Genomic DNA, 8,369 nt, shown 5'->3' on the forward strand with positions numbered 1-8,369 from the left:
GTCGACAAGCGGCCGTCCCGCGGGGTACTGATGGGGCATGAGCAACGACGGGGGCGGGACGGGCGCCCAGGGCCGGTCGGTCGGTGGGCGCTATCGGCTGATCGAGCGCATCGGCTCCGGCGGGACGGGCACCGTCTGGCGGGCCTACGACGAGCTCGTGCAGCGGGAAGTCGCCGTCAAGCAGCCCCGGTTGCCGGGCGACCCGGGCGACGCGGGCGACCCGGAGGACGACAGCCGCCGGCGTGCGGCCCACCGGCTCTACCGCGAGGCCCGCGCCGCCGCCCGCGTCGACCATCCCGCCGCCGTCACCATCCACGACGTGGTCGTCGAGCCGGAGCACCGGCCGGACGCACGCGCCGGGCGGACCGATCGCCCCGTGCGGCTCGGACGCGACGGGCTGGACGCGGTCGACGCGGTGCTCGACGGACTGCCCTGGATCGTCATGGAGTTGGTGCCGGGCGAGTCCCTGCACGAGGTGCTCCGGCGCGGCCCGGTCGAGGTGCGCGAAGCCGCCCGGATCGGCCTCGCCGTCCTCGGTGCCCTGCGTGCCGCGCACTCCGTCGGCATCGTGCACCGGGACGTGAAACCGGCCAATGTGCTGCTGGGCCCGCACCAGCGGATCGTCCTCACCGACTTCGGCATCGCCCATGTGCCGGGCGAGGAATCGCTCACAGCCGGCGGGGAGCTCGTCGGCTCCCTGGAGTTCGTCGCGCCCGAGCGGATGTCCGGCCGCATCGCCGGGCCCGCCTCCGACCTGTGGTCCCTGGGCGTCCTGCTGTACGCGGCCGTCGAGGGGGCGTCCCCGTTCCGCCGGGACACGCCGGAGGCCACGCTCGCCGCGATCCTCGCCCCCGAGCCGCCCGCACCGAAGCAGGCCGGACCGCTCGGGCCGCTGATCACACGACTGCTTGTGCAGGACCCCGAACAGCGGCCGGACGCCGAGGAGGTCGCGAAGACACTGGAGGCGGCGGCCGGGCAGTGGCCGGCGGCGGAGGAGATGCCGAAGGAGACGCAGCAGGCCGCGGATGTACGGGAGTTCTCGGATATAGGCGAGTCCTCGGACATACGGGATTCTCCAGCTCCTGACGACACCGCGACGCGGAGCCACCCCGCACCCCCGAAGCGCCAGAGCCTCCTCCGGCCCGGCCCCCTCGCCCTGATGAGCGCCCTGCTCGCCGGCGGCATAGGCGCCGCCACCCACCTCGGCGACACCAGCAGCGCGGAGACCGACGAAGGGACGGAGCCCTGGACCCCGCACCGCGATCCGGACCTGGCGGCCGTGCTCCCTCTCCCGAGCCACTACCGCGAACTCGGCCGGACCGGCAGCGCGACCGACCAGCCCCGCACGGTGCTCTACGGCGACGAACAGGGCGGTACCGTCCAGGTCCGCCTCCTCCTGTGGGACCGGGCCCCGGGCTCCCCGATGGACCAGGTCCGCAACGCGCCCGTCGTTCGGGGGGACACGCGGTACACCCGCACCAGCGTCCAGGGCTACGAGGCCGCCCTCGCCGACACCACCTACAACCTGGACGAGGACCCCAGGCGGGTCATGCGGGCGGTGATCCGCACCGACGACGACCGCATGTACGAACTGCGCGTCGACATGCCCAAGGGCACGCCCGACGAGCAGGAGGGCACCTCGGTGTTCAAGGGCGCCCGGGACCGGCTCGCGATCGTAAAAGGCTGAATCACGCCCACTGGTCACCGCACAACGGCCTGATCAGGGCGTTCGTTGCCAGCAGCCACTGGCGCCGTGTGTGCACTCGGTGAAGCCGTATTACCGACGGGTACCCAAAGGCTCCGCCGGGGCATACCCTGCGCCTCATGACGGACGCGCACGCCCCGGAGAAGACCGGCACGGCACAGGCCGGCACGAACCCCCTCGCCCCCGCGCCGGAGGGCGCCCGCACCGCCGCCGACGTGGTCACCCCCGAGCTGGTCGCCCAGCTCACCAAGGGTGTGGCCGGCTCCGGCCGGACCGCCAACCACACGCCGTTCACCGGCGAGAAGCTGGCCGACCTGCCGGAGTCGACGCCCGAGGACGTGGTGCGGGCCTTCGACCTGGCCCGCACCGCCCAGGCCGTGTGGGCGCAGACGCCGGTACGGCAGCGCGCCGCCGTCCTGCTGCGCTTCCACGACCTGGTGCTGGAGCGCCAGGCCGAGGTGCTCGACCTGATCCAGCTGGAGACCGGCAAGGCCCGGCTGCACGCCCACGAAGAGGTCCAGGCCGTCGCGGTCGCCGCCCGGCACTACGGCCGCAAGGCCCCCGCCTACCTCCGCCCGAAGCGGCACGCAGGCGCCATGCCGACCCTCACCAAGGTCACCGAACTGCGCCACCCGCGCGGCGTCGTCGGCCAGATCGCGCCCTGGAACTACCCCCTGGAGCTGTCGGTCGGCGACGCGCTCCCCGCCTTCGTCGCGGGCAACGCGGTCGTCATGAAGCCCGACACGGAGACCTGCCTGACCGCCCTGTGGGCCCGTGACCTGCTCATCGAGGCCGGCCTGCCCGCCGACGTCTTCCAGGTCGTCCTCGGCGACGGCCCCGTCGTCGGCCCGGAGGTCGTCCGGCACGCCGACTACGTCTCCTTCACCGGCTCCACGCGCACCGGCCGCGAGGTCGCCCGGGGCGCCGCCGCCCGGCTGGTCGGCGTCTCCCTCGAACTCGGCGGCAAGAACGCCATGCTGGTGCTGGAGGACGCCGACATCGAGAAGGCCGCGGCCGGTGCCGTCCGGGCCTGCTTCTCCTCGGCGGGCCAGCTGTGCATCTCCATCGAGCGGCTCTACGTCCACGAGTCGATCGCGGACACCTTCCTGGAGCGCTTCGCCGCCCGCACGAAGGCCATCCGCCTCGGCACGTCCCTGGCGTACGGCGCCGACATGGGCTCCCTGGTCGGCGAACGCCAGCTTCAGACCGTCACCCGGCACGTGGAGGAGGCGGTCGCCAAGGGCGCGAAGGTCGTCGCGGGCGGCGTGGCCCGGCCGGACATCGGCCCGTACTTCTTCGAGCCCACGATCCTCGACGGGGTCGCCACGGACATGTCCGTCTGCACGGAGGAGACCTTCGGCCCGGTCGTCTCGGTCTACCGCTTCACGGACGAGGACGAGGTGATCGAGCGCGCCAACGCCACGGCGTACGGCCTCAACTCCTCGGTCTGGACGAAGAACGCCCGCCGCGGCCGGGAGGTCGCCGCCCGCCTGCGCACCGGCACCGTCAACATCAACGAGGGCTACGCCCCCGCCTACGGCAGCGTCCAGTCGCCCATGGGCGGCATGAAGGACTCCGGCCTCGGCCGCCGCCACGGCTCCGAGGGCATCCTCAAGTACACCGAGGCCCAGACGGTCGCCCACCAGCGAGTCCTGCCGATGGCCCCCTCGCTGGGCATGGACGACGAGAAGTACGCCCAGTTCATGAGCAGGAGCCTGCGCCTGATGAAGGCATTCCGGTTCCGGTGACGCAGCGAGGAGAGCACGTGCCTCAGGACGCTTACGACTACGACGTCATCGTCGTCGGCTCCGGATTCGGCGGCTCGGTGACCGCCCTTCGCCTCACGGAGAAGGGCTACAAGGTCGGCGTCCTGGAAGCCGGCCGCCGCTTCACCCGCGAGACACTCCCCAAGAACTCCTGGGACCTCAAGAACTACCTCTGGGCGCCGAAACTCGGCATGTACGGCATCCAGCGCATCCACCTCCTGGGCAACGTCATGGTCCTGGCGGGAGCGGGCGTCGGCGGCGGTTCCCTCAACTACGCCAACACCCTCTACGTCCCGCCCGAGCCGTTCTTCGAGGACCCCCAGTGGCGGGACATCACGGACTGGCAGGAGGAGCTGAAGCCGTACTACGACCAGGCCCGCCGCATGCTCGGCGTACGGCTCAACCCGACCATGACGCCGTCCGACGTGCATCTGAAGGCCGCCGCGGAGCGCATGGGCTGCGGCGACTCCTTCCACCTCGCCCCCGTCGGCGTCTTCTTCGGCGACGGCGAGGACGCCGACGGCACCGCGAAGGCGAAGCCCGGTCAGGAGGTGCCCGACCCGTACTTCGGCGGGGCGGGCCCGGCCCGCAGGGCCTGCGCGGAGTGCGGCGAGTGCATGACCGGCTGCCGCCACGGCGCGAAGAACACCCTCAACGAGAACTACCTGTACCTCGCCGAGAAGGCGGGCGCGGTCGTCCACCCCCTGACGACGGTCGTCTCGGTCACCGACGACTCGCGCGGCGGGTACGCCGTCGCCACCCTGCCCACCGACGACCGCCGCAAGGCCAAGGGCCGGACCTACAGGGCCCGCCAGGTCGTCCTCGCCGCCGGCACGTACGGCACCCAGACGCTGCTGCACCGTATGAAGGCCGGCGGCCAGCTGCCGTACCTGTCGGACAAGCTGGGCGGGCTGACCCGCACCAACTCCGAGGCCCTGGTCGGCGCCCAGACCGACGACCGGCGCTACCGCAAGGCGCACGGCGCGCCGAAGGCCGACTTCACGCGGGGCGTGGCCATCACGTCCTCGATCCACCCGGACGAGAACACCCACATCGAGCCGGTCCGCTACGGCAAGGGCTCCAACTCGATGGGCGGCCTGTCGATCCTCCAGGTCCCGTACGCCGGGAGTGACTCGGGCACCTCACGGGTGCTGGGCTTCCTCGCCCACGCGGCGAAACACCCCTTGCTGGTACTGCGCTCCCTGTCCAACCGCCGCTGGTCGGAGCGGACCATCATCGGCCTGGTGATGCAGTCGCTGGACAACTCCCTGACGACGTACCTGAAACCGTCGGGGGTCGGCCGCGGCCTGCTCACCGCCCGCCAGGGCCACGGCGCCCCGAACCCGAAGCAGATCAAGGCGGCCACGGAGAGCGCGTCCGCACTCGCCGCCGAGATCAACGGCTTCGCGGGCTCGAACGTCGGCGAACTGATGGGCACCCCGCTCACGGCCCACTTCCTGGGCGGCTGCCCGATCGGCGACTCCCGCGAGACGGGCGTGATCGACCCGTACCACCGCCTCTACGGCCACCCCGGCATCTCGGTCGTCGACGGCGCCGCGGTCTCCGCCAATCTGGGCGTCAACCCGTCCCTCACCATCACCGCCCAGGCCGAGCGGGCCATGTCGTTCTGGCCCAACAAGGGCGAGCCCGATCCGCGACCGCGGCAGGGCGCGGCCTACGAGCGTCTCCAGCCGGTCGAGCCGAAGTCCCCGGCGGTCCCGGCGGACGCGTTCGGCGCGCTGCGGCTGCCGTTCCTCGGCCTGCCGGCGGTACCGCCGAAGAGCTGACCGGCAGCGGACAGCGGAAGAGGGACCTGCGCCCCCCTCCGAGCGCAGGTCCCTCTTCCGCTGGTGCAACGGCCCGCCGGCCGCTGTGGCTTAGGCCTGGACGCCGGCCTTGCGGCGACGCACGACGAAGATCGCGCCGGCACCGGCGACGACCGCGGCACCGCCGACGAGGCTGATCATCGGCAGGGCGGAGCTGGAGCCGGTCTCGGCGAGGCTGCCGGTGACCTCCGGCGTGTTGCCGGCCGGCTTCTCGTCGGTGACGGGCGCCTTGCCGCCTTCCTGCGGCTTGGTGCCGCCGGTGTCCGTACCGGCCGAGACGATCTGGAACTTGTACGACACGTCGCCGAAGCCGGTGCACTCGGCGTCGTTGTCGCCGTAGATCGTCGCGCCGAGGGAGAAGCCGGCGCCGACCGGAGCGGACGGCTTGACGTTGAGGCGCAGCGGGATGTTGACCTCGTAGTCGGGCTTGAGCTCGTCGGTGTAGCCGACGTAACCGACCGCGTAGCCGCCCTCGTTGAGGTCGACCCAGATCTTGTCCTGGGGGTCCCAGGCCTGGAGCTGGACCTGCTTGCTGGAGAACAGCTCCTCGCCGTTCTTGTCGGGGGAGGCCCCGGCGAAGAAGTCGAGGTCGTTGAGCGTGGAGTCGGAGTTGTTGAGCACGTTCAGCGAGAACTTGTGCCAGCCGCTGCCCGCCGCGATCTTGCCGGGCAGGCCGGAGATGCTCACGTCGACCTTGGTGTCCTCGCAGACCGAGGGCTCGGGGTCGGGGGACTCCGACTCCTCGGGCTCGGAGGTGGACGGCGCCGGGGTGGCGGAGTCGCTCGCGGGCGGGCTCGAAGCGGGCGGTGTCTGGGTGGCGGACTCGCTCGCGGGCGGGCTCGAAGCCGGCGGTGTCTGGGTGACGGAGTCGCTCGCGGGCGGGCTCGAAGCGGGCGGTGTCTGGGTGGCGGACTCGCTCGCCGGCGTGCTCGGCGTGGGCGTCGTTTCGTCGGTCGCGTACGCGGCCGGTGCCGCGAGCAGTGCGACCGGGGCTATGACCGCCGTGGCGGCCGCTGCTGCCATGGCGCGGCGAAGCTTCATGAAGACCTCGGAGAGTCCGGGCGTACCGCGGGGAGCGGTACGAACGTTGAGGAGGCCTCCGCGTGTGGGGCGCGGGCGTGGCCCTTGGTTCGGCAGGTTTGATCCGTGAGAGCTGTGAATGGTTGTGCTGGCATTCACAGAATTTTTATGTGGGCTGAGTCACAGCCAAGACCTTCTTGTGAAGACGCTTCCCAGCCGCTTAGATCTTGGCTTCGTGTCTGAAAAGCCGTCCGACGATGAGCCGTCGGCCTCGGAGATCCCCGACGACGTCTGGGAACAGTTCATCCGCGACGCCGAGCGGGACAGCCATGCCTCAGCCCCGAAGGAGCCGTCCGCACGCGCGCGCATGGTGACCGAGCGGCTGCGACAGCAGGAGGCCCGGGGCGAGTTGCCTCCCGGGTGGCGGACGGGCCCGGATCGGCAGGAGACGAACGGCCGGGCGGCGCGGCGCCGCAAGCTGTGGGCCGTGCTCGGTGTGCCCCTCGCCGTCGCCGTGGCGTTGGTGGCGCTGAAGCCGTCGCTGCTGCCCGGTGACCCCTTCGGCACGGACGAGTCACCGGCCGCCTCACCGCTGCCCGTCGAGACCGCGGCCCCCAGTACCGCGCCCGAGGCTTCGGACCCCGAAACCCCCACCCTGGACGAGCCGTTCGCCGGCTCCCCGGCGCTGCGCTGGGCCGACGGCGAGACCGGCATCGTGCTGCCCGCGGCCAAGGCCGTCGGACCGGTCCCCAAGGACCGTGTGGAGCAGGCGCTGAAGCTGACGAAGAAGCTGCTGGTGGGCGCCAACCTCGACCCGAGGACGGTGCGCGGCGCCCGCCCCGAGGCCGCGCTCTCGGTGCTCGACCCCAAGCAGCCGGACGTCCTGGACAACCTCGGCACCGCCCTGCGCTCGCCGAGCAGGAAGCACGACCCGGTGACGTTGTTCAGCCGCTTCGACCCCGAGGAGGTGCGTCCGGCCGGCGACGTGATCAAGACCCGCGGGCGCATGACGTTCGAGAAGGGATCGCAAGGGGGCGTGGCCGTGCACGCCGACTACACCTTCGTCTACCCCGTCGTACGGGCCGACGGCCCCACCGAGGTCACCCGCACCATCGTGCGCCGGGTGCTCGACGTCGAACTCGCCGACCCCGCGCGGTACCGGGTGACCGAGGGCCGGCTGCTGCTCATGGAGTACGACCAGGAGATCGGCAACTCCTCCTGCGACGTCTACGACGGCTATCTGCACCCGGAGTTCCCGTCGAGCGAGCCCACGGGCGCGGCGCCGAGCGGTCCGACGACGGATCCGTACGACCGGAGCAAGGACATCGACCGCGACGCGGACGCGTGCGGGACGGTGTCGCGCACCTGACGGCAGAGGGAAGGGCCCCGCGGGGTGCAGCCGCGAGGCCCTTCTTCTCGTCAGCACCGACGTCAGGGCAGCGCCGGTGCCTGGAAGCGGCGCCGGGGGGTGCGCCGCTGGTCTGTACCTCTGGCAAGGGGGCAATGCGGATGCCCACGAGGGGATTTGGGTGCTGGATGAACGCGGCGCCCGCAACCGTCCGACCCGGTCTTGTGCGTTTTTGCAGGTCCGCCGGTCGGCCCCGGGCGTCCCCGGAGCCGACCGTTCTCTCGGGTGACCGGGCTGCTGTCCCCTGCCGTCCGGTCACTTTCCCTGGAGCGACGTCCCACGACGCACGGCACGATCCGTACGTCTCATCGCTCCAGCGAGCCACGCGTGGTTCTCTCAGGCCCGCGCCTGGCTGGCACGGATACCGGGACCAACGAAGCGGCCCGCGGGGCGGTCACGCGCCGTACGGGTGAGAGGGGGGCGCACGCCTGTCCTGGGAACGGAGATCCAGATCCGGCCCCTGTCTTGGCAACGGGGATTCAGATCAGGCCCGTGTCTTGGCAACGGGGATTCAGATCCGGCCGCGGCACATCTCCAGCAGGGTCATCGCGAGGGCTGTGCCGGGCTTGCCCAGCGCCTCGCGGTAGCGGCCGAGGACCTCCATCTCGCGGGAGAGGTTCACGCGCCGGCCGCCGGAGGAGATC

At 71.8% G+C, this 8,369-nt stretch carries 6 protein-coding genes; 4 read left to right on the forward strand and 2 right to left on the reverse strand.

Features of this window, described 5'->3' with window-relative positions; translation table 11 throughout:
• Positions 1 to 37: 37 nt before the first annotated feature.
• From CCL05_RS18180 to CCL05_RS18190, 3 genes are all read left to right on the forward strand, one after another.
• On the forward strand, positions 38 to 1,687 hold the full coding sequence (locus CCL05_RS18180) for a serine/threonine-protein kinase (protein ID WP_086561552.1): 1,650 nt from the start codon (positions 38 to 40) through the stop codon (positions 1,685 to 1,687).
• 137 nt (positions 1,688 to 1,824) lie between these two features.
• On the forward strand, positions 1,825 to 3,453 hold the full coding sequence (locus tag CCL05_RS18185; RefSeq protein ID WP_086561553.1) for a succinic semialdehyde dehydrogenase: 1,629 nt from the start codon (positions 1,825 to 1,827) through the stop codon (positions 3,451 to 3,453).
• A gap of 17 nt (positions 3,454 to 3,470) precedes the next feature.
• Positions 3,471 to 5,258: a GMC family oxidoreductase N-terminal domain-containing protein gene (locus CCL05_RS18190; protein WP_086561554.1), complete on the forward strand. Its 1,788-nt coding sequence runs from the start codon at positions 3,471 to 3,473 to the stop codon at positions 5,256 to 5,258.
• Between the two features lie 90 nt (positions 5,259 to 5,348).
• On the opposite strand, the gene CCL05_RS43980 is transcribed toward CCL05_RS18190, so the two are convergent.
• Entirely contained in the window at positions 5,349 to 6,338 is a 990-nt protein-coding gene (locus CCL05_RS43980; RefSeq protein WP_107400478.1) for an LAETG motif-containing sortase-dependent surface protein, read from the reverse strand.
• Between the two features lie 214 nt (positions 6,339 to 6,552).
• On the opposite strand from CCL05_RS43980, the gene CCL05_RS18205 reads away from it, so the two are divergent.
• The gene (locus CCL05_RS18205; RefSeq protein ID WP_086561556.1) at positions 6,553 to 7,686 is read left to right on the forward strand and encodes a hypothetical protein; all 1,134 of its coding nucleotides are present in this window, start codon (positions 6,553 to 6,555) and stop codon (positions 7,684 to 7,686) included.
• A gap of 550 nt (positions 7,687 to 8,236) precedes the next feature.
• On the opposite strand, the gene CCL05_RS46245 is transcribed toward CCL05_RS18205, so the two are convergent.
• Positions 8,237 to 8,369 (reverse strand): chorismate mutase family protein (locus CCL05_RS46245; protein ID WP_483025076.1); only part of this gene is annotated, 133 nt, incomplete at its 5' end.

The sequence above is a fragment of the Streptomyces africanus genome (genome assembly GCF_002150735.1).
Taxonomy (GTDB): domain Bacteria; phylum Actinomycetota; class Actinomycetes; order Streptomycetales; family Streptomycetaceae; genus Streptomyces; species Streptomyces africanus.